23 protein-coding genes are annotated in these 24701 nt (G+C 58.4%); 7 read left to right on the top strand and 16 right to left on the bottom strand.

Annotation, left to right across the window (positions count from 1 at the left end; translation table 11 throughout):
• Positions 1 to 69: 69 nt before the first annotated feature.
• Positions 70 to 1440 (bottom strand): NAD-dependent succinate-semialdehyde dehydrogenase, encoded by a 1371-nt coding sequence (locus tag L977_RS19305; protein WP_045281855.1) that lies wholly within the window; start codon positions 1438 to 1440, stop codon positions 70 to 72.
• Positions 1441 to 1591: 151 nt separating this feature from the next.
• On the opposite strand from L977_RS19305, the gene L977_RS19300 reads away from it, so the two are divergent.
• The gene (locus tag L977_RS19300; protein WP_032637582.1) at positions 1592 to 2344 is read left to right on the top strand and encodes an AraC family transcriptional regulator; all 753 of its coding nucleotides are present in this window, start codon (positions 1592 to 1594) and stop codon (positions 2342 to 2344) included.
• A 38-nt stretch (positions 2345 to 2382) separates the two neighbouring features.
• Complete coding sequence (locus tag L977_RS19295; RefSeq protein ID WP_047626641.1) at positions 2383 to 3009, top strand: LysE family translocator; 627 nt, start codon at positions 2383 to 2385, stop codon at positions 3007 to 3009.
• Between the two features lie 21 nt (positions 3010 to 3030).
• Here the strand turns inward: L977_RS19295 and tssD are convergent, their stop codons facing one another.
• From tssD to L977_RS19280, 3 genes are read right to left on the bottom strand one after another with little or no spacing between them, the layout of a single operon-like run.
• A complete protein-coding gene (tssD, locus tag L977_RS19290; RefSeq protein WP_047626640.1) occupies positions 3031 to 3522 on the bottom strand; it encodes a type VI secretion system tube protein TssD in 492 nt (163 codons plus the stop codon).
• On the bottom strand, positions 3523 to 4041 hold the full coding sequence (locus L977_RS19285; protein WP_231563639.1) for a hypothetical protein: 519 nt from the start codon (positions 4039 to 4041) through the stop codon (positions 3523 to 3525).
• Positions 4038 to 4400 carry a tlde1 domain-containing protein gene (locus L977_RS19280; protein ID WP_047626637.1) on the bottom strand — a complete coding sequence of 121 codons (363 nt, stop codon included), beginning with the start codon at positions 4398 to 4400 and terminating at the stop codon, positions 4038 to 4040. The genes L977_RS19285 and L977_RS19280 overlap by 4 nt, the downstream gene beginning before the upstream one ends.
• 243 nt (positions 4401 to 4643) lie before the next feature.
• Here L977_RS19280 and L977_RS19275 point away from each other — a divergent pair, with 243 nt between their 5' ends.
• Positions 4644 to 5915, top strand: a complete 1272-nt coding sequence (locus L977_RS19275) for a DUF445 domain-containing protein (RefSeq protein ID WP_047626635.1) — start codon at positions 4644 to 4646, stop codon at positions 5913 to 5915.
• On the opposite strand, the gene L977_RS19270 is transcribed toward L977_RS19275, so the two are convergent.
• From L977_RS19270 to L977_RS19240, 7 genes are all read right to left on the bottom strand, one after another.
• A complete protein-coding gene (locus L977_RS19270; protein ID WP_014882400.1) occupies positions 5912 to 6988 on the bottom strand; it encodes a DUF2955 domain-containing protein in 1077 nt (358 codons plus the stop codon). The two genes, L977_RS19275 and L977_RS19270, sit on opposite strands and share 4 nt — an antisense overlap.
• The gene (locus L977_RS19265) at positions 6978 to 8045 is read right to left on the bottom strand and encodes an HlyD family secretion protein (protein WP_088126416.1); all 1068 of its coding nucleotides are present in this window, start codon (positions 8043 to 8045) and stop codon (positions 6978 to 6980) included. Before L977_RS19265 ends, L977_RS19270 begins: the two co-directional genes overlap by 11 nt.
• Positions 8042 to 8512: a MarR family winged helix-turn-helix transcriptional regulator gene (locus tag L977_RS19260; RefSeq protein ID WP_014882398.1), complete on the bottom strand. Its 471-nt coding sequence runs from the start codon at positions 8510 to 8512 to the stop codon at positions 8042 to 8044. Before L977_RS19260 ends, L977_RS19265 begins: the two co-directional genes overlap by 4 nt.
• Positions 8513 to 8663: 151 nt before the next feature.
• Positions 8664 to 9365, bottom strand: coding sequence for an ArsR/SmtB family transcription factor (locus L977_RS19255; protein ID WP_047626632.1), 702 nt, complete (start codon positions 9363 to 9365; stop codon positions 8664 to 8666).
• Positions 9340 to 9735 (bottom strand): amino acid-binding protein, encoded by a 396-nt coding sequence (locus L977_RS19250; protein WP_045134364.1) that lies wholly within the window; start codon positions 9733 to 9735, stop codon positions 9340 to 9342. Before L977_RS19250 ends, L977_RS19255 begins: the two co-directional genes overlap by 26 nt.
• Positions 9728 to 10051 (bottom strand): antibiotic biosynthesis monooxygenase family protein, encoded by a 324-nt coding sequence (locus tag L977_RS19245; RefSeq protein ID WP_014882395.1) that lies wholly within the window; start codon positions 10049 to 10051, stop codon positions 9728 to 9730. Before L977_RS19245 ends, L977_RS19250 begins: the two co-directional genes overlap by 8 nt.
• Before the next feature lie 50 nt (positions 10052 to 10101).
• Complete coding sequence (locus L977_RS19240; protein WP_047626629.1) at positions 10102 to 11544, bottom strand: aldehyde dehydrogenase family protein; 1443 nt, start codon at positions 11542 to 11544, stop codon at positions 10102 to 10104.
• Between the two features lie 100 nt (positions 11545 to 11644).
• Between L977_RS19240 and L977_RS19235 the strand changes: the two genes are divergently transcribed.
• Positions 11645 to 12547, top strand: coding sequence for a LysR family transcriptional regulator (locus tag L977_RS19235; RefSeq protein WP_023338980.1), 903 nt, complete (start codon positions 11645 to 11647; stop codon positions 12545 to 12547).
• Here the strand turns inward: L977_RS19235 and L977_RS19230 are convergent.
• Entirely contained in the window at positions 12534 to 13013 is a 480-nt protein-coding gene (locus tag L977_RS19230) for a carboxymuconolactone decarboxylase family protein (RefSeq protein WP_014882392.1), read from the bottom strand. The genes L977_RS19235 and L977_RS19230 overlap by 14 nt on opposite strands.
• Positions 13014 to 13116: 103 nt before the next feature.
• Between L977_RS19230 and pdxR the strand changes: the two genes are divergently transcribed.
• A complete protein-coding gene (gene pdxR / locus L977_RS19225; protein WP_047626627.1) occupies positions 13117 to 14505 on the top strand; it encodes a MocR-like pyridoxine biosynthesis transcription factor PdxR in 1389 nt (462 codons plus the stop codon).
• 40 nt (positions 14506 to 14545) lie between these two features.
• Here pdxR and L977_RS23340 read toward each other — a convergent pair whose 3' ends face one another.
• A complete protein-coding gene (locus L977_RS23340; protein ID WP_014882390.1) occupies positions 14546 to 14707 on the bottom strand; it encodes a DUF1127 domain-containing protein in 162 nt (53 codons plus the stop codon).
• Positions 14708 to 14883: 176 nt separating this feature from the next.
• On the opposite strand from L977_RS23340, the gene L977_RS19220 reads away from it, so the two are divergent.
• A complete protein-coding gene (locus L977_RS19220; protein WP_014882389.1) occupies positions 14884 to 16302 on the top strand; it encodes an aminotransferase-like domain-containing protein in 1419 nt (472 codons plus the stop codon).
• A 61-nt stretch (positions 16303 to 16363) separates the two neighbouring features.
• Here L977_RS19220 and L977_RS19215 read toward each other — a convergent pair whose 3' ends face one another.
• Together L977_RS19215 and L977_RS19210 are read right to left on the bottom strand one after the other, a co-directional pair.
• A complete protein-coding gene (locus L977_RS19215) occupies positions 16364 to 17485 on the bottom strand; it encodes a ribosomal protein uL16 3-hydroxylase (RefSeq protein WP_047626626.1) in 1122 nt (373 codons plus the stop codon).
• A 134-nt stretch (positions 17486 to 17619) separates the two neighbouring features.
• Positions 17620 to 18222 carry an ATP-dependent Clp protease proteolytic subunit gene (locus L977_RS19210; RefSeq protein ID WP_014882387.1) on the bottom strand — a complete coding sequence of 201 codons (603 nt, stop codon included), beginning with the start codon at positions 18220 to 18222 and terminating at the stop codon, positions 17620 to 17622.
• 275 nt (positions 18223 to 18497) lie between these two features.
• Between L977_RS19210 and L977_RS19205 the strand changes: the two genes are divergently transcribed.
• Entirely contained in the window at positions 18498 to 19115 is a 618-nt protein-coding gene (locus L977_RS19205; RefSeq protein WP_014882386.1) for a response regulator transcription factor, read from the top strand.
• Here the strand turns inward: L977_RS19205 and L977_RS19200 are convergent, their stop codons facing one another.
• Complete coding sequence (locus L977_RS19200; protein ID WP_023331929.1) at positions 19116 to 24701, bottom strand: trifunctional serine/threonine-protein kinase/ATP-binding protein/sensor histidine kinase; 5586 nt, start codon at positions 24699 to 24701, stop codon at positions 19116 to 19118.

Below are 24701 nucleotides of genomic sequence, written 5' to 3'. Positions count from 1 at the left end.
GCTTGCACGGGCCTACGGGTTTTGTAGGCCGGGTAAGCGCAGCGCCACCCGGCAAGAAAGGCGATGACGTTACTTACGCACCACCACCAGCTTCTGGTTCACAAACTCTTTGATCCCCAGATCCGACAGCTCGCGTCCATAACCGGAGCGCTTCACGCCGCCGAACGGCAGCTCTGGCGCGGTGTCGGTGAGCCAGTTGATGTACACCATCCCGGTCTCAATCCGCGACGCCATTTTCTTCGCGCGCTCGATATCCTGACTGAATACCGCCCCACCCAGGCCATAGTGTGAATCGTTCGCCAGGGCGACGGCCTCGTCGTCGTTTTTCACCACATACATCTGGGCCACCGGACCGAAGAACTCCTCGAAATACGCCGGGTTGTCGCGAGAGATATTCGTCAGAATCGTCGGCTCGAAGAAGCTGCCGTCACGCTGAACAGGTTTACCGCCATAGTGCAGCGTCGCACCGTTTTTCACCGCCTCGTTAACCTGCTTGGTCAGCGTTTCCAGCGCGTCTTTAGACGACAGCGGTCCCAGCGTGGTGCTTTCGTCCAGCGGATCGCCAATCTTCACCTGCTTAAACGCCTCGGTGAATTTGCTCAGGAAGGCATCCGCAATCTTTTCATGCAGGATAAAGCGCTTCGCCGCGGTACAGACCTGCCCGGCGTTGTTGAGGCGCGCACTGACCCCCGTCTTCACCGCTTTTTCGAGGTCGGCGTCATCTAGTACCACGAAGACGTCGTTACCGCCCAATTCCAGCGTGGATTTCTTGATGTGCTTCGCCGCCTGTGCGGCCACGACGCTACCGGCTTTTTCGGAACCGGTCAGCGCGGCACCCTGGACGCGATCGTCAGCGATGATGTTCGCCACCTGATCGGACGAGATAAACAGGTTGGTCCACGCCCCTTCCGGCGCACCCGCCTCGCGTACCAGATGGGCAAAGGTCTCAGCGCAGTGCGGTACAATGCTGGCGTGTTTGGCGATGACCGGGTTCCCCGCCGCCAGGTTCGGCGCCAGAACGCGCATCAGCTGGTAGTACGGGAAGTTCCACGGCTCAACGGCCATCAGTACGCCGATGGGGTGATGCTCCACCCACGCTTCCCCAAGTTCAGAGGGATACTTCACCGGCGCCAGGAACTGCTTCGCGTTGTCGGCGTAGTAGCGGGCGATTTGTGCGCACAGCTTCACCTCGCCGCGGCTCTGCTCGATGAGCTTACCCATCTCCTGACTGGCAATTTTCGCCAGATCGTCCACGCGCTCGTCGATCAGGTCGGCAAGCTTATGCAACACCGGGAGACGCTGGTTGATGTCGCCTTTCGCCCAGTCAGAATGGTAAAGCGCATCAGCCGCCTTCAGGGCCGCTTCAATATCCGCGTCGGTATGTGAGGGGTATTCTTTGATGAGCTGGTTAGTGGCAGGATTTACTGTCTGATAAGCCATATCGAATCTCCATGTTTTACCGCTTAGGGTATTAAGGGTAGTCAACATGACTGGCTATGGACGTAAAGTTGGGTATATCCGGACGGTTCCTAATGAAGCGCTGCCAGACGGTTCCCTGACGTGGTATAAAAAATGTCCAGAAGGAGTTCCCATGACCGATACCCGACACATCCTCCAGACTTTTCACCGCGCCTCAGGCCTTGAGCTGCGCAGCACATGGCAGAGCACGCAGGCCTACAAACGTCATTGTCATCCCCAACTCTCTATTGGCGCGATTGTGGAAGGCCAGACCTGCTGCGTGTGCCATGACAGGGAGTACATCCTTCATCCCGGGGATCTGATTGTGATCCCGGCTTATGCGCCGCACAGCTGCAACCCCATCGCCGGGCAAGCGCGCAGCTACCATATGCTCTATATCGACACCGATCGTCCTCTGGCGCTCCAGGTGATCCGTAACGCTACGTTCTTCAAGCACTTCCTTGATATTGTTGAGACAATGTCGCCTGCATCCGTGGACAGGCTGCTTTCTGCCCTTCCCCACCGTGCGGATAACCCTGATGCGCTGCGTTCAACCAGCCAGCATATTCAGCAGGCACTTCTTGCCGATCTGGCTGCACCGCCTTCGCTTGATGAACTTGCTCAACGCTTCTCGCTACGCAAGGAGACGCTGATTCGTACCTTCCGGCAGGACACCGGGCTGACGCCAGCCAGCTTCCTTAATATCTCCCGCGTGGAATACGCCAAAGCACGGCTGCGCGCCGGGGATGATATTGCCGACGTAAGCTACCAGAGTGGGTTTGCCGATCAGAGCCATTTCCATAAGACCTTCGTTCGCTATAGCGCCGCTACGCCGCGCCAGTACGCCACAGGACGATCAATATCAGACAATAATCAGGATACGTAACACCGTAAGGTGATCTCAGTTACGGCTATGAGGTCACTATGGAACTGTTCTTCCCTTCCGCTTTTCTCGCCCTGGCGCTGGCGCATTTTGTTGCGCTGTTAAGCCCGGGCCCGGATTTCTTCTTGCTTGTGGGCTACGCGGCGCGCTACCGACTGCGCGGCAGCGCCGGGCTGTGCCTCGGCATCGCCGCGGGTAACGCGCTCTATATTGTTCTGGTGATTGTCGGCTGGAGCGCCCTGCGCCAGTTTACGTGGCTGTTTACGCTAATCGAACTGTCCGGGGCGCTGTACCTGCTGTGGATTGGCTCGCACCTGGTGCGCAGCCGACCGCAGACGCTGGCGCTGAATGAAACTCATCAGCGGCTTCCCGCATTGCGTAAGCAAATCCTGCTGGGGCTCGGCTCGGCACTGCTTAATCCGAAGAACGCGCTGTTCTATCTGGCGCTGATGACGGCGTTACTGGGGCCAGACGTCACGCTGCTTCAGCAGGCAACCTGCGGCGTCTGGATGGTGATGGTGGTGCTGGTGTGGGATCTGGCGCTGGTATCGCTTATAGGCTTGCGAGCGGTGCAACAGAAGCTCAGCCGTGCGCTCGGGTGGATTGAACGCACGGCGGGCGTGGTGCTGATGGGGTTTGGTGGGTGGGTGCTGTGGCGGGGGCTATGAAAGAATTTTACCAGCCGTTTTCTATGCCCCTAACCGATAATCCCAGTCATCCGAATGAATAACATTACCGTCACGGTAATGCCAGGTAATCTTTTCATAACGAAGCAAAACGAGTTCAAGGTGCCCCTGTTTTTCATGATAACTATCTTTCACGTCATGCATCAATGAAAACACCGTGACGACCTTCACCGCTTCCAGCGTTATTGTGAAATAGATTTCTTCCTGACCAGCATCATTGATTCTGTACAGGTCGATAGTCGCTTTCCTGAGCGTACCGCCAGTGCTAAGCGCTTTATAGAGAAAAACGCTGGAGGCATCAATTTCCTTCTCAATAAGAAAGGGGCGATGCTGGCGTTTGCTCAACGCTCTGCCATTATGCAGGTCAGAGTTATAGCTCACATTATGATAGAGTCCTAAAACCTCAATCTGGTTTTCACGGTCTTTAACTATCACGCTGCCTTTTATGCTATTACCCGCATCGTCAGTTAATGACATATACACCGGAATGGCCATTTAAATATCCTTATCGAATGGAACAGAGTGTTCAACGGTCGCGATCATAACAGCGAGGCATCTTTTACCCTGCGGACTTTTAATCTTAAACATCGCCCTGATTGAATCGACAAATAGCTTATTACTCTCTGCTTCTGTTTCTGTTTCTGGATAATGGGCAAAAGCACAGACCTGTTCAACAGTGAGTAACGGTTTATTGTCTTTTAAGATTGCCAAAACGCCAGCGGGATTAAGCGGGATGGCTTCGGAAAGCGCTGCTTTTAAATCTTCAGCCGAACTGGCGTCCACGCCCGGTTCAAGAGCACTCGCGACAGCTAACCATTCCTGGTTTCCTTTACGAATCCCAGGAATGACATGATTCCACCATTCCGACTCTCCGCTATCATTAGCATACAATTCTGCTACAACATGCCTGGCCCCTTTTTCGTTTATCATCTGCAACAGTTGCTCAGGAGTGTGACTTTTGGCAAATAAGGCCCCCGGGAAGCACAATAATAACGCAATAATATATTTCATCATCGTACCACCAGTATTGTGTCACCTGAATCATAAATCATATGCCGTTTGTCCTGCCCGTTCATAATGATGCAACCTGCCGATGCTGAACCTGGTGGTTGACCTTTTTTATCCCCATGAATTTGGAAATGATCTCGACCAAAAGTATTGGTCCCCGCTATAGGTTCAAGAATAATTGCCTCTGCGCTTTTGTGATTGTTCCACCCGGCAATAAAGTAAACACCTCGCGGAATGGGACCTTTATTTCGTTGCTGTTCACATTCAGGCTTATCTTTCGACTCACCAGCACCGCTATAGCAACTGGCGACGAACTCGCCATTATGACTCAGTACTCCTGTCGTAACTTTATATTCCCATGTCATTAAACGTGCTCCTTTACCTGAATAATCACTTATTTTATGAGCACCGATAAAGTTAAAGTCACAACCGCCATCACAAAACTGAACGCTAAGACTGAATAAGCACGAAAAATTTAGAAAAGATAATAATGAATGAATTTATCCCATATATTTTTTCGATAATAAATAGTGCGGTGCGCAGGTCTGTTTTGCCCTGCTCTTACACCACCTTTGCATTTTGCGTGAACTTACCTCTATCCTTAACCCATGGAAAAAATAGCTGAACTCAAACGCGCTAAGCTTCTCGCGCTGTTGCTGCTGCTGATTGCCGCCGCGGCGTTTATCTTCACCCTGTTCCTGCCGCAGACTTTCTGGGTGCGCGGGGTAAAGGCGATTGCCGAGGCGGCGATGGTCGGCGCACTGGCGGACTGGTTCGCCGTCGTTGCGCTGTTTCGCCGGGTCCCCATTCCGTTTATCGCGCGCCATACGGCGATTATCCCGCGCAATAAGGACCGTATCGGCGACAATCTTGGCCAGTTTGTGCAGGAGAAGTTTCTGGATACCCAGTCCCTGGTGGCGCTCATCCGCCGCTATGAACCCGCGCACATGATCGGTGCCTGGTTCAGCAAGCCTGACAATGCCCAGCGCGTTGGGCTGCATCTGATGCAGGTGATGAGCGGGTTCCTTGAGTTGACCGACGACGGGCGCATTCAGCGGATGCTCAAACGCGCGGTGCATAAGGCCATCGATAAGGTCGATTTCACCGAAACCAGCGCCGTGATGCTGGAGAGCATGACCAAAAACAACCGCCACCAGGTGCTGCTCGATGCCATCATCAACCGCCTGATTACCCTGATTCAACGCGACAGCACGCGGGAGTTTATCTCTGACCAGATCGTCCACTGGCTGAAGACCGAGCATCCCCGCAAAGCGATGGTATTGCCCACAGAGTGGCTGGGCGATCAGAGTGCAGAGATGGTATCGAATGCGGTGAATACGCTGCTGGACGATATCAGCCACGACCGCACGCACCAGATCCGTCAGGCGTTCGACCGGGCCACGCTGAAGCTTATCGACAACCTGAAAAACGATCCGGAAATGGCGGCGAAAGCCGACAACATCAAGCACTACCTGAAAAATGACGAGGCGTTTAACCGCTATCTGGGGGAAATGTGGGCCGATCTGCGCCAGTGGCTGAAGGCGGATATGCAAAGTGAAGACTCGCGCGTGAAGCAGCGCATCGCCAACGCCGGGCTGTGGTTTGGCGAAACGCTGACAAACGATGCCAGCCTGCGGGCGTCGCTGAACGAGCATCTGGAGCAGGCCGCGTATCGCGTCGCGCCGGATTTCGCTGCGTTCCTGACCCGCCACATCAGCGACACGGTGAAAAGCTGGGATGCTAAAGACATGTCCCGCCAGATCGAGCTGAATATCGGCAAAGATCTGCAGTTTATCCGCGTCAACGGTACGCTGGTGGGCGGGACGATTGGCCTGATCCTGTTTTTACTCTCGCAGCTGCCTGCCGTGCTGGGACATTAATCCGCTTTGGGCGGCGCGATGATATAGCGCGTCGCCTCGAAGCGATTCAGGATCAAATGCACCAGAAAGACCATCGTCAGCGTCGCCACCAGCGAAAACGTGACGGAGGTGATGCGATAGAGATCGCTGAACACCAGGTCGCTGTCAGGGTGCATGTTCTGCCCGAACATAATGCCGATGGTGGTAATACTGGAAAATCCTACGCCTGCGCCTACTTTCTCCATCACATGCAGACGTGCGCCAAACGCCAGCCCAAGGCCAATCAGCGGCATCATGAGCAGCATATGGCTACTGTGGTCGTAGAGTATGAGCTGGACAACCAGGATATAAAGACAGCCCAATACTACGCCGACCACGCGCCAGATGGAGCTCATCACCGCGCCACGATAGTGCATCGGGAACAGGATCAAAATCCCGGCCATCAGCGCCGAGAGGGAATCGCTTAAGTCACTGATTTGAAAAACGACGAAAATCAGCGTTGCGACGGTGCCGGAGAGCAGCGACTCATGGCGCACGCGGGCATCGTCTTTCTCAATCAATGGCGGCGGCTTGCGGGGTTCCACGTCCGGCAGGAGATAGTTCATCAGCGCGCTCAGGCACACCGCCATCACGCTCGCTTCGATGTTGGAAAACAGCAGTGTGTGCCAGTTGGTGGTGGGGTAGCTCATAAAATTGAGCATCACGCTCTGGCACACCACGCCCATCGACCCGAACAGGAACAGCGGCCCTTTGCTCATAAAGCGAAAACGCATGACGTACAGGGCAAACACCACCAGCGTCATGATGACCGGCCATTGCGACAGATAGCCGATGATAATCACCATTTCAACGCAGTTCAGCGATGCACTGAAGATAAACTGCTTCGCCACATGGCGGTTGAAGACCGGCACCAGCGAGAGCAGCATGATCGGGTAGACCACAAAAAACACGCCGTAACTGGTGTTGTAGAAACTGGAAATGCTCAGCGCAATCATCCCGGCAAAGACGATGCGCAACGTCTGGCGAAAGTCGTTTGCCGTGTAGACGATGTTACCGTGCGGGGTAAACACCCGCGCCAGCGTATTAATAGACATAATGCAGCAAGCTCACCAGATGGATCTGCATCCCGGAGAAGAAGCGCGCAAACGGCCCTTCACTGTTATAGAGCTGGACAGTCGCCCGCGCCCCGGTCGGCAGTGGCTTCGGCAGCGCCTCGTCCAGCATGACGTGAATGCGCATGCGTTGGGCGTCACGCACCCAGCGGTTCGAGGTTTCCGGCTCGGAGAGCTGGCCGTTCACCGCCTCCTGACCCGCGAGGATCCCCGCGTCGCTGCTGGTCACGTGGGCGCGGAAGACGCGTCCCGGAAAGGCGTCAAACACCACCGCGGCATCGGTGCCCTGATGAGTATGGCGCAGGCTTTTCTCGCGGAAATCGGCCACGATGTCGGTCTGGTTGTTCACCAGCGCCAGCGCCGCTGCGCCTGAGGAGGCATAAAAACCGGGGCTTAACTGCAGGTTACTGACCGTGCCGTCTGCCTGAGCATACACCTTCGTCCAGCCGAGATTCAGCTCCGCCTCATCCAGCGCGTTGCGGTATTTTTGCAGCGTGACGTTGCGGTGTTCCTCCCGCTCGCCGCGCTGAATACGCAGGTTCTGGATATTGGCCTGAATGGTGCTGACGGACTGCTCGCTGCTCTGCCAGGTGGTCCGGACTTTATCCAGATCCGCCTGCGAGACGTTCTGTAACGTGCTCAGCTTCTGATAACGTTCGAAGGTCACTTTATCGTTACGCGCGGTCAGCACGGCGGTTTTCAGGCTGGCCTGCGCGGCGGCGATCTGCGCGTCCAGCTGCTGGTTGGAAAGACGAGCCTGCTCCAGCGCGATTTGCGCCGCTTCCACTTTATTGCGAAACGGCGTGTCGTCGAGTTCAAACAGCAGATCGCCCCGCTTCACCTGGCTGTTGTTGTGCACATGCACGGCCGCCACATAGCCGGAGACACGCGGAGAAACCGGCGTCACCACGCGCATCACGGTGGAGTCCGGCGTCAGCGGGATCCAGATATCCGCGACGACAAAATAGATAAACATCAGCAGGAAAGAGGCAATACTCACCCTTACCCAGCGGGCAAACTTTTGTTCAGGGGTCATTATTTTTCGGTCTTGTTGTCTTCTTCGCGGATTGTCCGCAAATTACAGGCGATTTGATTCAGGGTGGCGCTGAAGATCTCGATATGTTCCGGCGCGATATTTTGCGATACCCGCGCCTGATAGGTCTCAATCACCTGAGTAAGCCTTTTTAAAATGGCTTTTCCCTCAGGCGTCAGCGTCAGAAGCCGGATGCGCTTGTCATAAGGCGATGTGGTGCGCAGCAGGTAACCCTGTTTTTCCAGCTGTGTGAGCGTGCGCATCAGCGGCGGCAGTTCAATGCCCTGCACCTCCGCCAGCTCACTCATTGAGACGTTATCCCCAAGTTGAAAAAGCTGCATCATCACCGTCCAGCTCGACTGGGTTAACCCGGTATCGAGAATGGCATCGTCGATCACCGCACGCCACTGACGCACGATCATCGCCATCCGCATACCCATCGGCCTGCGGCTAAACAGTTCTTCTTCACTCATAGGGAGTCCCTCTCGTCACACGCCGTCAAGATAATAGTTATCAGGGTAAGTATCAAGAAACGAGGGACGAAAGCGCAGGAATTGCGAAAACGAGGCTCTCCCTCTCCCTGTGGGAGAGGGCCGCGGTGAGGGCATCAGCCCGCAGCGGAATTTAACGGCTAAAGCTAAAATGTCGGGTAATGGCACTTTTCCCCGACGCCGTCACCACCACCTCCCTGTACCCCATCACCCGCTGGATCCAGCCTTTACTCTCCAGATAAGTAAGCAACGCCGTACCCGCTTCTCCCCCAAGATGGAACCGTCGCTCGCTCCAGTCGAGGCAGGCGCAGCAAGCCTTGCGACGGGGATGAGCATTTAATGGAATGCCGAGTTTCAGAAACTGCTCACGGCCATACAGGGTGAGCGCGGAACCGTCATCCTCCAGCCAGCCTTCCGCCTGCATAAAATCATAGATCTGAACCGCCACCGTTCCGGCAAGATGGTTATAGCAGGTGCGGGCTTCACGCAGGGCTTTTGGCGCAGACGTTTCCGGCGGCGTAATGCGGCTCCAGGAGAGCCCCATCATCTGCTCAACCAGCGCCGCGACGTCGTGCCCGGCAAGGCGATAATAGCGGTGCCGACCTTGCGATAAACATGTAATCAACTTTCCCTCCACCAGCCGGGCGAGATGCCCGCTGGCGGTCGACGGCGCAACATCTGCCGCAGTGCTGAGTTCGGTAGCGGTCCACGCCCGCCCGTCCATCAGCGCGCAGAGCATCTTCACGCGCGAGGGATCGGCCATTGCCGCCGCCACCGCCGCAATGGCCTGTTCCAGTGCCGCGCTGTTCTCAGGAGGCTGGTTCGTTTTTAACATGGGGCGCCCAGGGTTCGGTGATCTCTGCGGCCAGCTTATCATCATCCGTCAGCAGAATAAGGTGATTCGCATGGTCGCTGTACTGGGTAAGAATAGACACACCGCGTGCCGCCAGCACCGCCGCGATGTCACCTAACTCGCCTGGCCGCTCCTGCCTGAGTTTTCTGATAACCGGCTTGCGCACCGCCTGAACGGTAAATCCGGCCTCCATCAGCACGCGGCAGGCTTTTTCTCCGTCCTCCACCAGGAAATGGGCATCGGTACCAAATACGCCGCCCCCCTCCAGCCCCACGCCGTGACGGCCTAACAGTTGCCCAAAGCGCGCCAGCTCGCCGGGCCTGTCGCTGAAAATCACGTGAACGTCATACATTCGCCTGCCCTCCGTTTTCGGAACTGTATTCCCGCACGACCTGTGCCACGCGAATGCGATAGTACGCAAAAATGGATCCCCGCCCTTCGGCCTGCGCCGCCTGGTGAAAGACGTTTTGCTTCCAGCTACGGATGGCCTCTTCATCCCGCCACCAGGAAAGGGACAGGATTTTGCCGTCGGTGGTCAAACTCTGAAAGCGTTCGATATCAATAAAACCATCAATGTCGGCCAGCAAAGGTTTGAGTTCGGCGGCGAGTTGCAGGTAGCGGGCCTGATGATGAGGCTCCGCTTTGGCTTCGAAAAGGACTGCGATCATAAGTGTCTCTCCGTTGTGATAGTGAGGAGAGAATGCAGAGAAAATTAACTTCATACTTCGGCGACTGACGAAGTGTTTTTGCCCAGGATCGACCTCGGCTCCATAAACGCCCGAATCCCCCACTCACCCATCTCGCGCCCCACGCCGGAGTGCTTAAACCCGCCAAACGGCGCTTTCGGCTCATGGGCAAGCGTATTCACCAGCACGCGCCCGGAGACAATCTGCTGCGCCACGCGGCGGGCGCGGTCCACATCCTCACCCAGCACCATCGCGCTCAGGCCGTACTCGGTGTCATTGGCAATCGCGATAGCCTCCGCTTCGTCCTGATAGGGAATGATGCACAGCACCGGGCCAAAAATCTCGTCGCGGGCAATCACCATGTCATTATTCACGTCAGCAAATAGCGTCGGGCGTACAAACCAGCCGTCCTGCGTGCCCGCTGGCCGCCCTTCGCCTCCTGTCAGCAGCCGTGCGCCCCCGTCGAGCCCCTGACGAATATAACCCTGCACCCGCAGCCACTGCTTCTCGCTGACCATCGGGCCGACGTCCGTGGCACTGTCGCGCGGGTCACCGGATTTCACCGCCGCCACGGCCTGCGCCAGCGCGGTTTCGATTTCCGCTTTACGCGACTGCGGTACCAGAATGCGCGTTCCCGCCACGCACGCCTGCCCGCTGTTCATAAACCCGGCCTGAATCACCAGCGGGATCGCCTGCGCTAAGTCCACATCATCCAGCAGGATCGTCGGCGATTTACCGCCCAGCTCCAGCGTCACGCGCTTAAAGCTTTCCGCCGCGTTACGCAGAATGGCCTTGCCGGTATTCGTCGAGCCGGTAAACGAGATTTTCGCCACGTCCGGATGGCGGCTGATGGTGTCCCCGACGATGTCACCGCGCCCGGTGACAATGTTAAACACGCCCGGCGGCAAAGCAGCATCGCGCAACGCTTCGGTGACAATCCGGGTTTGCAGGGCGCTCATTTCGCTCGGCTTAATCACTGCCGTACAGCCTGCCGCCAGCGCGACCGCCAGCTTGCCGCAGATAAAACCCGCGTCGCTGTTCCACGGCGTGATCAGCCCGGCCACGCCAAGGGGCGTCATCTGTACCGTCGCGGCCCCCGCGGTAGTCTCGAACTCAAACGCCTCCAGCGCCTCAATGGCCTGGGCAATCACCTCGGCCGGATAGCGGGCCATCCACGCCGATCGCGAAGCAGGTGCGCCGTACTCCTCGATGACAGCGTCCAGCAGCGCGTCATGGCGAGCCGCTATGGCCGCGTACATGCGTTTCAGCGCGGCGATACGCGTCTGTTTCGTAGTCTGCGACCACGCAGGAAACGCTGCCTTCGCCGCCGCGATGGCGCGCCCGGCGTCAACCTCATCCGCCAGACGAACCTGACCAATAACCTGCGCCGTCGCCGGGTTATACAAATCAAACCATTCGGTGCCGTGCGGGGTAACAAACTCGCCGTTAATAAAAATCTGTTCGATCTGGTGCATATAAACCTCCTCAGGCTGTGTGAGCACAGTCTGGCACGGCTTCTCCGTTGCGATAATCCACGCTATGCTGCAAGGGTTGTTTCGATTTTCAGGATAATCAATGCATCGTTCAGGTCTGACAGAGCTGGAAGTGGTGATGGCCGTGGTGCGGCGCGGCAGTTTTCGCGGCGCGGCGCAGGAGCTCGGAATGTCCGCGACGGCGGTGAGCAATGCCATTGCCGGCCTGGAGAGCCGCCTTGAGACTCGCCTCTTTAACCGCACCACCCGCAGCGTGGCGCTTACGGACGCCGGGCAGCGCTACGTGGCGCGCGTGGGGCCGGCCTTGCAGGAAATCCGCCTCGCGGGTGAGGAGATCCACAGCGACACCGGGGAACCTGCCGGAACGCTGCGTCTGAACGTGCCGAATCATATCGGCTCGCTTTTTCTCGACCAACTGCTGATCGACTTTATGATCCGCTACCCGAAAATGCGCGTGGAGATCGTCAGTGAAGCACGCATGATCGACATCGTCGCCGAGGGTTACGACGCGGGGATCCGCCTCGAAGAGTCCATCCCGCAGGACATGATCGCCGTACCGCTGACAGGGGAGATCCGCCAGCTCGTCACCGCCACGCCAGATTACTTCGCACGTCACGGCATTCCGCAAACGCCGGACGATCTGCTGCAACATCAGGGGATCGGCATGCGTATGGCTCACGGCGGGATCTACCGCTGGGAGCTGGCCCGTCGGGGGGAAACGTACGCGCTTGCCGTGCCGCCGCGCTTTGCGACGTCCGATCTTTTCGCTTCGATCCGCGCCGTAAAAGCGGGGTTAGGCGTGGGATTTTTGCCGGAACTCTATATCCAGGAAGAGCTTGAGAGCGGGGAACTGGTGAGCGTGTTAAACGACTGGACGCAGCCGTTTGCCGGGCTGCGCCTTTACTATCCTGGTCATCGCCACGTCCCGCCAGGGTTACGGGCGCTGGTGGCGATGATCCGCGAGCGCGGCATTATTCCAGGTTAGCTTTATTCAACCCGTAAGCCGCATCCAGCGAGCCTGGCGCCATGCGGGAGGTAATTCCCAGACGGTTCCAGGCGTTAATCGCCACGATGGCGAAGTTCAGCTCTGAAATCTCAACGTCCGAGAAGTGCTCCGCCACGCTGCGGTAAAGGGCATCGCTCACGCCATGCACGCCAATCTGCGTCAGCGCTTCGGTAAAGGCCAGCGCGGCTTTTTCGCGGGCGCTGAACAGCGGGGATTCACGCCAGGCTGCCAGATGGTACAGGCGCAGCTCGCGTTCGCCGGCAATTTTGGCCTCTTTCGAATGCATATCCAGACAGAAGGTACAGCCGTTCAGCTGCGACACTCGAATGTCGATCAGGTGCTTCAGCGCCGGGTCGATGGAGGTTTTCGCCACCTCCATGCTCAGGGCAGACAGTGCGTTAGCGAGGGCAGGTGTAACTTTATGGTGGTTGACGCGAGTGCTCATGGTCTTTCCTCTTTTTTTGTGCGGCATCGGTGATGCGATGAGGCAAATCTACGCCGTTCATGACATAGTAAAAAGACACAAAAAGCGTGAAATGAGGTAGGACATGAAGCCGGGCTATCACGAGATCTACTCCCGCTATCGCGACAACATTACGCGCGGCGTGCTCAAGCCGGGCGACAAAGTGCCCGCCATCCGCGTGCTGGCCGAAGAGCTGAAGGTGGCGCGTAAAACGGTCGAAACGGCGTATGCCATTCTGACGGGCGAAGGGTATCTGGTTAGCCAGGGCGCGCGCGGCACGCGGGTCAACCCGGACTTACTGTTGCCGGAGCGTCCTGCCCCGACGGAACAGCCTACCGGTACGCTTCCGGCATCGCTTATCAGCCAGCGCGAGCGGGCAGGGTTTCTGCGCCCTGGCATCCCATCCCTCGACAGCTTTCCGTACAAAAAATGGCTGCTGCTGGCAGGCCAGGCGACGCGCGCCATGCGTCAGGAGGAGATGCTTAACCCGCCCGTTCTGGGCTGGTACCCGCTGCGCCAGGCCATCGCCAGCTATCTCAATATCTCGCGTGGCTTGTCCTGCACCGCCGGGCAGGTGCTCATCACCAGCGGCTACAGCGGCAGCCTGCGCCTGATCCTCGACACGCTCGCCAGCCGCAGCGACAAGGTGGTGTTCGAAGATCCGGGTTATTTTATGGGCCAGCAGCTCCTGAAGCGGATCGTGCCGCGTCTGCACACGGTGCCGGTCGATCGCTGCGGCATGGACACGGAATACCTCCTCCGCCACCATCGCGACGCCCGTTTTGCCCTCGTCACCCCGTCGCACCAGAGCCCGCTGGCGGTGACGCTCTCCCTGCCGCGTAAACAGCAGCTGCTCGACTGGGCCAGCCAGAACAAGGCGTGGATCATCGAAGACGATTACGATGGCGAGTTTCACTACACCCGCAAGGTGTTGCCGTCGCTGAAAAGCCTCGACCAGCACGACCGGGTAATTTTTATGGGCACCTTCAGCAAAACCATCATGCCGTCGCTGCGCATGGGATACGTGGTGATGCCCGCCAGCACCGTCGGGGCGTTTACCGACTGCGCGGATATCACCACCAGCGGCCAGCCGGTGCTGACGCAAAAGATCCTCACCGCATTTCTCAACGAAGGCCATTTTTTCCGTCACCTGAAAAAGATGCGCGCGCTGTATCAGACCCGCCGCGACTGGATGATTGCCGCCCTGCGCGAGGTGTATGGCGATCTGTTTTTCACCGAGCAGAACGACGGCGGGATGCATATCGTGGCGTTTCTGACCAAAGGAAGTTGTGACCGCGAAGTGGCGCGCTGCTGGCAGGAACAGCAGCTGCAGGTTAACGCGCTCTCCGAATGGTATCGCGGGTCGGGAAAACGCTACGGGCTGGTGATGGGCTACAACAACGTGCGGACATACCAGGAAGCGGTGGCGTTGCTGGAAAGGCCGAAACGGCAGACGCTTGCCCTGTTGAGTTGAACATCGCCGGGTGGCGGCTGCGCCTGACCCGGCCTACGGTTTAAATGTCATTGCGGGATAAACCCACATCTTTGAGCTGCTCATCGCTCATCTGACTCAGGATGCGGCGGGTACGGTTGATGCGATACCAGTTACGCAGCGTTTTCGCGATCCAGACAAACACGATAAACGGTCTTTTAGAACGGTTCTCGAAAAATTCCATGATGCTCTCCTCACTGTGCCAGTGGGGTTATCATCCTGGAAATCCGCCTGTGCAATACAGATGCAAAAACACCTTTTGTTTACCATACAGATCCGCTAAAACGGTATCTGCATGGCATTTTTTACGGCAATCTGTACTGGTTTTACAATCTGTATGGTGAAAACAAAGGATACAGCATGACGCGCTATCAACATCTGGCCAATCTCCTGGCAGAACGCATTGAACAAGGGCTGTATCGCAGCGGCGAACGTCTGCCGTCGGTGCGCACGCTGAGCCAGGAGCATGGCGTGAGCATCAGCACCATACAGCAGGCTTATCAGATCCTTGAAAACCTCCAGCTGATCACGCCCCAGCCGCGCTCCGGCTATTTTGTTTCGCAGCGTAAAGCCCAGCCGCCCGTCCCGGCGATGACGCGCCCGGTGCAGCGCCCCGTGGACGTCACCCAGTGGGATGAGGTGATGATGCTGCTGGACGCCCGCGCTGACAAAGAGATGATCTCGTTTGGCGGCGGTTCGCCGGACATTAACCAGCCGAGCCTGAAGCCCCTGTGGCGCGAGATGAGCCGCATCGCGCAGCATAATCCGGGTGAGATGCTGAGCTATGACGTGCTCGACGGGCGCCTGGAGCTGCGCGAGCAGATCGCCCGCCTAATGCTGGACGGCGGCTCCACCGTGGCAGCGAACGAGATTGTCATCACCAACGGCTGCCACGGCGCGCTGTCGATTGCCCTGCTCTCGGTGTGTCAACCGGGGGATATCGTGGCGGTGGAGTCGCCGTCATTTCACGGCACCATGCAGATGTTGCGCGGGTTTAACATCAAGGCGATTGAAATTCCCACCGACCCGGAAACCGGGATCAGCATTGAGGCGCTTGAGCTGGCGCTGGAGCAGTGGCCGATCAAAGCGGTGATCCTGGTGCCCAACTGCAATAACCCGCTCGGGTTTATCATGCCGGAAGCGCGGAAAAAGCAGGTCTTAGCCCTCGCCCAGCGGCACGACATTGTGATTGTTGAAGATGATATCTACGGCGAGCTGGCGGCGGAGTACCCGCGTCCGCGAACCATTCATTCGATGGATATCGACGGCCGGGTGATCCTCTGCAGCTCGTTTACCAAAACCGTGGCACCGGGTCTGCGCGTGGGCTGGATTGTGCCGGGACGCTATTACGACCGGGTGATGCACATGAAATACGCCGCGGGCGGGTTTAACGTACCGGGCACGCAGATGGCGGTGGCGGCGTTTATTCGCGACGGCCATTACCATCGCCACGTCCGCCGTATGCGCCAGATTTATCAGCAGAATATGGAAACCTATACCTGCTGGGTACGGCAGTATTTTCCGGCAGGGATTTGCGTGACCCGCCCGCAGGGCAGCTTCCTGCTGTGGGTTGAGCTGCCGGAGAAGGTGGATATGGTGTGCGTCAGCAAGCAGCTGTGTCGGCTGAAGATCCAGGCCGCAGCCGGGTCGCTGTTTTCCGCTTCAGGGAAGTACCGCAACTGCCTGCGCATCAACGTGGCGCTGCCGCCGACGGACAAAAATCGCGAGGCATTAAAGAAGATGGGTGAAGCGATTGTGATTGCGATGGAGGAGGGCTAGTGCGGCCTGATGCCCTCACCCCGACCCTCTCCCACAGGGAGAGGGAGAAAACCGTGCCGCACTACTCGTCGAAGTACCAGTACCCCTGGTTAATCAGCCCGGTGAGCTCTTCAACAAACGCCGGGTTTTTAAGCGCATCGCCCAGCTCGGCCTGGCCGAGTTCGGTGTAGCGGCACAGCGCATCCGCGGCCTTCGCATCGACCGTCTCAAGCTGTTCGCTGTTAATGAAGAAGCTGCCGTTAATATTCAGCACTCGCAGGCCGCTCAGGCGAGACAGCGTTTCGCCGCCCTGAAGCGCATCCAGCACCTCTTCCGGCACATACGGTGGCTCGGCGGCGGCAATATCCAGCTCGTGGCGCGGCGTCGAGACAAAGCTGCCGAACCATTTCGTGAAATCATCCGGCTTGCTGATCATCTCGATCATCATCTGACGAATGCGATCGAGCTCGTACTGCTCCACGCGGCCCGGGTTTTCACGACAGGTCAGATCCGGATCGCTATAGTGCTCGCCGCCCAGATCGTTTTCCAGCGCGTAATCGGCGAAGCTGCTGATCAGATCGCGACCGTTCGGCCCGCGGAAACCGACGGAATAGTTGAGCGCCGTTTCGTGGGTAAAGCCGTCGTGCGGGAATCCTGGTGGAATGTAGAGGATATCGCCCGGCGCAAGATCTTCGTCGATGATCGGCTCAAACGGATCGACATGCAGCAGTGCCGGATGCGGGCAGAACTGACGCATCGGCAGCTTGTCCCCCACGCGCCAGCGGCGGCTGCCCATCCCCTGAATGATAAACACATCGTACTGATCGATATGCGGACCCACGCCGCCGCCCGGCACGGAGAAGGAGATCATCAGATCGTCAAGTCGCCAGTCCGGCAGAACGCGGAACGGACGCACCAGTTCCGCCGCGGGCATATGCCAGTGGTTCACCGCCTGCGCCAGCAGCGACCAGCCCGTTTCGCCCAGATCGTCAAAGTGTTCAAACGGACCATTACTGGCCTGCCATTTGCCGTTAGCGTGGCTCACCAGACGACTGTCAACTTCCGGCTCCATCGCCAGACCTGCCAGCTCGTCCGGGGTAATCGGATCGACAAAATTCGGGAAGGCATTTTTCAGCACTACGGGTTGTTTTTGCCAGTATTCTTCGAGAAATTCCGGCCAGTTCAGGTTCAGTTGATACGCCATGGGTAGCACCAGTGAGAGGGGAAACAGGCGCGATTATAGGGGAGACGGTGGAGGGGGAACTTGTCATGGGTCAAACCAGCTCGCGTAGGTCGGGTAAGGCATTGCCGTCACCCGACGCAATACGGCGCTAAAACTTAGTCCAGCTTCAGTTCGTCATAGTGGGTAATCAGCTTGCCCACGATGCCGTAGTCCAGCGCTTCTGCCGGCGACATCCAGAAGTTACGGTCGGTGTCTTTTTTCACTTTCTCCAGCGGCTGGCCGGTGGCGTCAGCAATCAGCTTGTTCACGCGATCCAGCATGCGGATGATCTCGCGCGCTTCGATCTCAATATCCGTTGCCTGACCGCGCACGCCGCCCAGCGGCTGGTGGATCATAAAGCGGGTATTAGGCAGGGAATAACGGTGCTCTTTTTTCGCCGCCAGGAAGATGGTGATCCCCGCGCTCGCCACCCAACCGGTACCGATGACGTGCACTTCCGGACGGATGAATTTGATAAAGTCGTGGATGGTGTCACCCGCTTCCACGTGGCCGCCCTGGCTGTTGATATACAGCTTGATCGGATCGTTGCTGACGCTTTGCAGCAGGATCATCTGGGTGATCACCTTCTGCGCCAGCTCCTGGTTGATCTCCCCGGAGATCACAATCGAACGGGATTCCAGCAGTTTTTGCTGCAGAGCGCCCGCGCCGTTTGACCCTTCCGCCTTATCCTTGTCGCTTTCTTTCAGTGTGTAGAGCATTGTTGTTTCCTCAGCTTGTCGCGCTCAAAACCAGAGTGTAGCCTGTTTTACGGGGTAAAGTCCTCAGAGACAGATCGCGAGAACGATGATGAAACGTGCGCAGGCAAACGACACGCCAGTCGACAACCGTTCGCTATACTTCCTCTTCATACGGTTATCATATTGTTAAATGATAATGATATTTAATGTGTTAAGATGAAAGCCAGCAGAAACAGTCTCTTACGTGACGGGACGTGTATATTTTCTCGACAGTTAACTCAGCACCGGGGCAGTGAATGGAACACATTGTGTATGTGGTTGACGACGATGACGCGGTCAGGCAGTCCGTTCTCGGCCTGCTGGAATCAGCGGATTTAGACGCCATGGGGTTTTCATCCGCAGAGGCGTTTCTTCAGCACCGTTTTGAGGATCTGCCGTCGTGTGTGATCCTCGATATGCAAATGCCCGCCATTTCAGGTTTTGACGTAGCGGACGCCCTCAAGGACAGCGGGCGCGACATCCCGATTATTTTTCTCACCGGCCACGGCACTATCCCGATGTCGGTGCGCGCCATTAAAGGCGGCGCGTACGAATTTCTCACCAAGCCCGTTGAATCCACCGCGCTGATCGACGCCATTCAGTCTGCGCTCCAGCTGGCGGAAAACAACGCCGTGCGCAACAAAGAGCACTACGCCCTGAAGCAGCGCCACATGTCCCTTACGCCACGGGAACATGAGGTGTTAACACTGGCGATAAGCGGGATGCTGAACAAGCAAATTGCCGCCGAGCTTGGCGTCAGCGAGATCACGGTGAAAGTGCATCGCCGTCGCGTAATGGAAAAAATGCAGGTGCGCTCCGTGGCGGAGCTGGTCAGGGCCGTTGAGCGCCTGACCCACAGCCAGCCTGCGGATTAACTACTCCCCTGTCTGTCCGGCAAGCGGTAACACAAACGCAAACACCGTGCCGTGTGGCTCCCGGCGGCGCGCGCTCAGTTTTCCTCTGTGTCGCTCAATGATGCTGGCGCTGATGGTCAGCCCCATCCCCATTCCCTGCGCCTTGGTGGAATAGAATGAGTCAAAAATCTTCTCCAGCCGCTCGGGCTCAATGCCGCTGCCGGTATCGGCGATCTCGACGATAACGTTCCCGTCGGCGTTGCCGGTGCTGAGGGTGATGATGCAGGGGCGATCGTTAACCTCCGCCATGGCCTCAACGGCGTTCATCACCAGATTCAGCAGCACCTGCTGGATCTGCACGCTATCCCCGGTGATAAAGCTGTCACCGGCGTTTAACAGATAATCCACGCTGATGTGTCTCTGCTCCAGCTCGCTGCGGGAAAGGGTAATAATGTGGTGGATCAGATAGTGGAGATCGATACGCGCGAAGGTCGGATCCTGCTTGCGGGTCAGGGACTGAATGCTGCGGATGATCTCCCCCGCCCGGGCACCTTCCGCGGCGATCTCCTCCAGCCCTTCCCGCACTTTATCCAGCCGGGCGGGTTCACGGTTAAGCCAGCGCAGGCTTGCCCCGGCGTTAGAGACGATCGACATCAGCGGCTGGTTGATCTCGTGGGCGATGGAAGAGGTTAACTGACCGACCGTGGTGGCACGCGACACCCGCGCCAGTTCCGCCTGCGCCACCCGCATGGCATCCTCCGCGGCGCGCTGACTGGTGATATCGGTAATGATGCCGTAATACTCGTTCACCTCACTGCCCACGCCCACCGGATCGCCAATCCCGAGGATATAGCGCGTGGAACCGTCGGTACGCTTAATACGAAACTCCGCGCGCATAGAGAGCCCCTCGCGCACGCTCTGGGTGACAATGGCGCTGATGCGGGCGTAATCATCCTCATGGACGAAGGTCAAAAACTCCGCCATGGAGATCATCTTTTGCTGCTCGGGCAGGCCGAGAATACGGGCGTACTCTTCGGACATAAACATCAGATCCTGCTCTAGCTCCCAGCGCCAGCTCCCGGTGTGGCTGATCTGCTCACCCAGCATCAGCGAGTTCTGGCTGGCGCGCAGCTCTTTTTCCACGCGTCGGCGCTGGATGTTCTCCGCCAGCAGTTCGGCGTACAGCCGCGCCGTCTCCAGAGAGACCGCAGCCTGCGCCCCCAGCAGGCTCACCACGCGAGAGTGCTCGGCGGTGAAGACCTCCGGCATCAGGCGGTTTTCCAGATAGAGCACCCCCACCAGCCGCGCCTGTTTGAACATCGGAACGCACATCACGGCCGCCCCCGAGGTCACCAGGTAGGGATCCTGACTGAAGGGATGGAACTCCTCCGGTTTACCGGTGCGGATCTCCTGTCCGGTGCGGATCACCGCCGCCAGCACCGACAGCGGCATGTCGGTCGCTACCGGTACGTCCTTCAGGATCCGCACCCGCACGCCCTCGGTGCTGGTCCACGCGCTGGCTTCGATCTCCGGAATCAGGTTATCGCTCACGCGAAGCAGCAGGCCGCGCTGCGCCCCGGCACGTTCGAGCAGCAGCGTCATCAGGTTTTCGATAAGCCGCTCAAGGTTGATCTCTTCCGACAGGGCGCGTGAGGCTTTGATCACGCTCTGCAGATCGCGGATCACTTCATTCTGGGCAAACGCCACCGTGTCATAGGCGCTGGCCTGTCCGGAGGCCAGCAGATGTGGGAAATCCTGCTCCAGCTGGCGCACCTTAGCCTGTGCCCCGGCACGGCCCCAGGCGGCAATGGCGCCGCGAAAATGCGCATCTGACGCGGTCGGGTAACCGCAGGACAGCGCAAAGCGACCCGCCAGCTCGTGCGCCAGGGCGTTAATCGGATTAAAGCCGCCCTCGCGTGACAGCCGGACCGCTTTCTCATACTGCTCAAGCGCAATGCTGTTCATGCCGTCCAGACGCACGATTTCGGCGTAAATCAGCGCTTCTTTATCCGCAAACGTCCCCGGATTAATGCGCGCCCAGAGGGCAATTTTGTCGTAGTGCGCGTGAATACTGCGTCGATGATTCGCCGAGAACGTCTCCGGCGTTAGCTGGCGGGAAAGCGCCAGGGCGCTGTAGAGATGGTAATCCAGCAGATGGATATGGCCAGGCGCAGACCACGCGTACCAGCCCGCCATCTCAAGATCCGCCTGCGCATCGGCAAATTCGCCGCAGGTAAAGTGCGCCATACCGCGATAGAGCCAGTACCAGAACAGCATGGTCGACGTCTGTTCCGGAGCCTGCTCTGGCGAAGCAGGCAGCAGCGCCTCCGGCAGCACCTGCGAGGCGGTCCAGGTGCCGATCACCGGCGTGCGTAAAAACTCAACGTAGCCACGCTGAACCATCAAAATGGTCTCAACGTCCTGGAAGTGGGTTTTCCGCACAAAGGCCAGGCCGCGATCGATGCTGGTCAGCACCCCGTCGAGATGATCGCCCCGAGAGAGGAAGTTAATGGCCTGGTGGCAGGCCGCGAAGCAGGCCATCGTCATATCACCGTGGGTTACCGCCGCGGTGAAGCAGGCTTTTGCGCACTCAATGGTGAACGACAGCGGCTGGGTCCAGACGCTGAGCTGATCGAGCGGCAGCAGGGTTTTCGCTTCATACGCATCATAGCCGTGGCGATTGACCAGCTCGCGGGCCAGCGTGCCGTACTGGAACCCGAGGCGATACTCGGCGTAGCGGTGGCCGATCAACACGCCAAACCAGGCCATCGCGGTGGTGGAGGCGCCGGTGATGCCGTGGTCGAGGGTCAGGTGCATCATGCGGCAGAGCAGCAAAAAGTGCAGACGCGGACAGATGAAGCTGGCGCAAATGCTGGCGCTGTAGAGCAGGTTCATTACCGCTTCCGTTTCCGGATTTTCCATCCGCGAGAGCTGGGCATAGCGACTTTGCGGCGCGTCGCCCGTGCGGTTACAGAAGTCTTTCCAGGCAGCATCGCAGTCGGCATCTTCCGGATGGCGGCCAATCTGAATACCAAAAATACCCAGCCAGCAGAGCGCCGCCTCCAGCGCCAGACGGCTATCCGACTGACGAATATAGACTTCCACCAGCAGGTTGGCCGCCAGCGCTTTTTCGGTCAGCCCGCCGGGGCAGCCAAGGATCGCATCGCACAGCTCGCGGGTCCGCTCCAGATGGCCGAGCGCAAACTCGCAGCCCGCCTCTTCAATATCCAGCACAAAGTCTGACACCACACCGGCATTGCCCAGCGCTCTCGCCGTCTGGATGTAGCTCAGTGCCGAAAGATAATCGCCCGTGCGTTTCGCCCGGCGCGCGGCCAGCAGGCTCAGCTCGCGGAACATCTGCCGCTGCGGAGCGGGCTGAATGCTGTCCAGTGCGGCCGTAACATGGTGAACGGCGCGGAAAAGCAGTTCGTTTCCCGCAGCCTGCCGCGCGGCATCGGCCAGCAGGCTGGCGGTGGTCAGATGAAGGTGGCTTTTCTCATGCGGATCCAGCAGCGCGAAGGCGGCTTCCTGCACCCTGTCGTGGGTGAAGGCGTACTCTTTTTCCGTCAGCACGATGAGCTGCGCCATGACCGCCGGATGGAGCGCATAGCGCATTTCCGCCATCGACATGCCGACAACGCGGCATATCATCTCCATCTCGCCCTTGCCGCCGAGGCAGGCAAAACTCCCCAGCAGGCGACGCGTCTCGTCGGGCAACTCTTCGAGCTGCTCCAGCACCAGGGTGACGACGTTTTCGGTGTAATGCCGGGCGCGGATCGCCTGCAGATCGTAGTGCCACTTATCCTGATATTTGTTATGCACCACCAGCCCGTCATCGACAATGCGGCGGAAAAACTCATGCACAAAGAGCGGGTTGCCCCCGGTTTTTTCATGGATCAGCGTGGCGAGGTCAGACGTCGCCGTGCTGCGGGTTCGAAACAGCGTCGCCAGCCAGCGCGCTACCGCTTTCACGGACAGCGCCTGAGGGACAATTTCGCTCGCGTTTAGCGCCGCTTCCGGAAGACTCGTCAGCAGCGCTTGTAAAGTGGCATCGGATAACGAACAGATATCCCGGTGAGCAACAACCACCAGCAGCGGGATTGCCCCGCTGTTCACCAGCAGGTATTTGAGCGTATGCAGGCTGGCGGCGTCGCTCCACTGAAGATCGTCAAGCACCAGCACCAGCGGGCAGCCCTGAGAGGCAAAGGTTTTGACCAGCGCCAGCACCATATGGCTGAAGCGCGCCCGGGCATCAATGGAAAACGTATCCGGCGAGAAGCGCGGTTTGCTCTCAAGCAGCAGCCCCAGTTCAGGCACAAGACTGACAGCGAGCGCCTCGTGGCCCTCCAGGGCGCGCGAGAGGCGGATTTTCCACTTCGCCACGTCGTCTGCGGGCAGCCCCAGCAGGTGCAACGTCAGGGTGCGAAACGCGGAACTTAGCACGCCGTAAGGCAGTGACGGCGAAAACTGGTCCACCTTGCCTACCGCCAGCAGCACCGTACGCTGCTGCAGCGTTTTAAGCGCCGTCGCGATGATCGAGGATTTCCCGATCCCTGACGGTCCGCCGATCGTCACCAGCTCTGGCACCCGGCTCTGCCCGACTCGCTCAAACGCGGCAATGACGTCATTCGCCTGCGGATGCGTCGCGAACAGGGAATCCGCCAGATGGATCGCCGGGGTGCGATCCTGCTGACCGGGAGTAAAGGGGGCGATCTCGCCCTCACCGGTCAACGTCGCCTGGCAGCGTCGCAGGTCGGCAATCAGTCCGTCCACCGTCTGATAACGGTTATCAGGATGCTTTTCCAGCAGCTTGAGGAGGATGGTCGAGAGCATTCCCGGCACGTCCGGGCGTATCACGTCCGGGGCCAGCGGCTCCGAGGCAATATGGTAGTGCGCCCAGTTGGTCTGATCGTCCGCGCCCAGTTCAAACGGCAGGCGTCCGGTCAGAAGTTCATACAGCACCATGCCGAGGCTGTAGAGATCGCTGCGGCTGTCGACGGGGCGCCGGGTGCGGGTGGTATGTTCCGGCGACATCCAGGCGGGAGTACCGCCTGAAACGGTAAGACGGGTCTGCGAGAAGGCATCGGAAAAACGGCAGGAGAGACCAAAGCTGCCCAGACGGCAGGTGGCATCGTGATAAACAAAAATACTGCCGGGTTTGATATCGCCGTGGATCAGGTTTTGCAGATGCATCTGGCGCAGGGGGACGCAGATCTGGATCGCCAGCTCGATAAAGCGCGCAATCCCGGAGATCGCCCTGCCCGCGCGTCGCGCCAGCAGCTCAAACGAAAACGGGGCGTAAACCAGCGCGAAACGCCCCCGATACTGGGTAGAGGCGACGGCGCGAATGGCCCAGCTGTCCTGGAGCACGTCGCGCAGCGCAAACTCGTTTTTCAGCAGCCGGGTGGCCCGCTCTTCCTCTTCGTCACTCACCGCGGTGGCAATGATGAAGGAGCCGCCGGAATGGGGATGACGTGCGTTCATCCAGGCGATGCCGCCCTCCTGCGCCAGCACGGTAAAAATCACATCCTCTTTAAGGACGAAAACCCGCCCCTGATGAAGATTTCCCTGGGCGGGCCAGAATGCAGGCTGCTCGTTTTCGTTCAT

The sequence above is a fragment of the Enterobacter sp. ZOR0014 genome (assembly GCF_000798855.1).
GTDB classification, from domain to species: Bacteria; Pseudomonadota; Gammaproteobacteria; order Enterobacterales; family Enterobacteriaceae; genus Enterobacter; species Enterobacter kobei.
The sequence above is the reverse complement of the archived record's forward strand: the minus strand, read 5'-3'. Positions and strand labels throughout refer to the sequence as shown.